1 protein-coding gene is annotated in these 1877 nt (G+C 27.7%); it reads right to left on the minus strand.

All coding sequences use genetic code 11. The features are described 5' to 3' along the window. Positions 1 to 54 precede the first annotated feature (54 nt). Positions 55 to 735: a transposase gene (locus Q9969_RS11570; protein WP_305553445.1), complete on the minus strand. Its 681-nt coding sequence runs from the start codon at positions 733 to 735 to the stop codon at positions 55 to 57. Positions 736 to 1877 lie beyond the last annotated feature (1142 nt).

A 1877-nucleotide genomic window follows, 5' to 3' on the forward strand; every position in this document is an offset into this window, starting at 1 on the left:
TAGTAAAAATTCAAATCACACAAGTTTTTGAAAGAGACTGACCTTGTTGAAATCCTAATTTAAAATTTTCACTACTCTGTCGATGTTGTAAACTGCTGTTTTGAGTCTTGTTTCTTTGTTTTGTTGTCTTGTTTTTTTGCTTTTGTTTGTTCCTGAGAATTTTCTTTTAATTACGCTGAATACGCTTTCTACGTTGTTTCTTCCTGAATATATTTTTTTATCGAAGGTTTTTATGCTTAGTCTTATGTACCATCCGTGTTTGAAGTTGGATTTGAGTGGTATTTGGTCTGATGCTTTTATTTCTTCGTTTATGCATTCTCTTATTTTGTTGTCATCGTAAGCTTTGTCTGCTATTATGTATTTGATATTATATTTTTTTAAGCTTCTTATTGATGCTATTTCGAATTTTGTATCGTGTTTTGGGCCTTTTAGTGCTTGTGAGTAAAGGATTATTCTTGTATCTACTTCAATTGCAATATGGCATTTTGTGTAGCTTTTTCGTTTTTTGCCCCTTATTTGTGCATAATATTTGTCTGTGTAGTCATTGGTGAATCCTGTACCATCAAGAGCAAGTGTTGTGGGTTTAATTTCTAAATGTTGAATTATTTGTTCTGTTATTCTTTCAAACATGTTTGTTGGCATTCTTTTAAAGAATTTCTGTATTGTTGAGTAATCTGGAGCCTTTTTAATCTTGAGATATTTTCTTAATGCGTCTGAAAAGGATATAAAATCCATTATTTAGCGATAAGTTATTTTTAAGTAAATCTTTAAAGCAATGATTGTGAATAATGCTGGTTGAGAGTATAATTTCTTAGAATATTTGCACGAATATTTGTTTAAAACAATTTTAGCATAACTATAACAATATTCAATGAATTTTATCAATTCATTATGCTTAATATCACTTTTACATGCGTTTTTATATTTTTTGAAAAATTTTTTTGTCTGCTTTTTAAAGCAAAAATCCAAAAGACTTTTATGCTCTGAAAACCTAAGTATACTTGGAGAATGTGTATTTTTCTGATTCATAATAATATATATTCTACATTTAACTATAAATAACTTACTAATGTTTATTTTTAAAAAATACTCAGTAATATTTCAAGTATAAAAAAATAAAAAGAATTATATGCTAAAACAAGAAAAACACGAATTTAACATCATAAAAAACAAAGTCGATGTGAAATTTCAAGTGTAAAATATAGGATTTCAACAAAGTCTATTTTATTCCAGTACTATCAAGTTAAGGTTTTCAGATTTTTAAAATCCCTGGCTTTTGCTTGTTTTACAATTTTTATTCCAATTTTTATCTTTATCTCTTTCTGCATTTATTTGTGCAAGTATTTTCGTTGCTACAAGTTCTTTTGAGCCGATTTCCATTATTTCTTTTATTACTTGTTGTATTTCGTCTTGGTTGTTTGTTAGGAGTCTTGGTAGTTGGTCTTTGATTTCTCCGATGAGTGTGTTGATATTGGAGTGGTATTTGTAGGCGTGTTTTTGCTGTTTCTTTTTGGTTTTCTTGTTATTTTTTTAGTTCTGCATCGTTTTTTATTCCTATTAGTAGGTTTAGTAGGAATATGTGGTTGTAGAAGTCTTGTTCCATTATGGTTCGTCTTCTTCCACTGAATTTTTCAATGTATAATTTGTTTTTTTTAATCATGCAGGATGGGACATGACTCTCATTAATTTTTAAAATTTTTTTTTTCGCTTATTTTTTTCCTTTAATTTTATATATTATGAAGTACAATCTTTTATTATAAATATTAATATTTATGGTTGTTTTATTTATGGTTTTAAAAGATGATACTATTAATCAGACTATGTTGGTGCCTATGGACTTGAGTAATTTGATTCCTGAAGGTCATCCGTGTTATTTT

The organism is Methanobrevibacter sp. V74 (genome assembly GCF_963082495.1).
Taxonomy (GTDB): domain Archaea; phylum Methanobacteriota; class Methanobacteria; order Methanobacteriales; family Methanobacteriaceae; genus Methanocatella.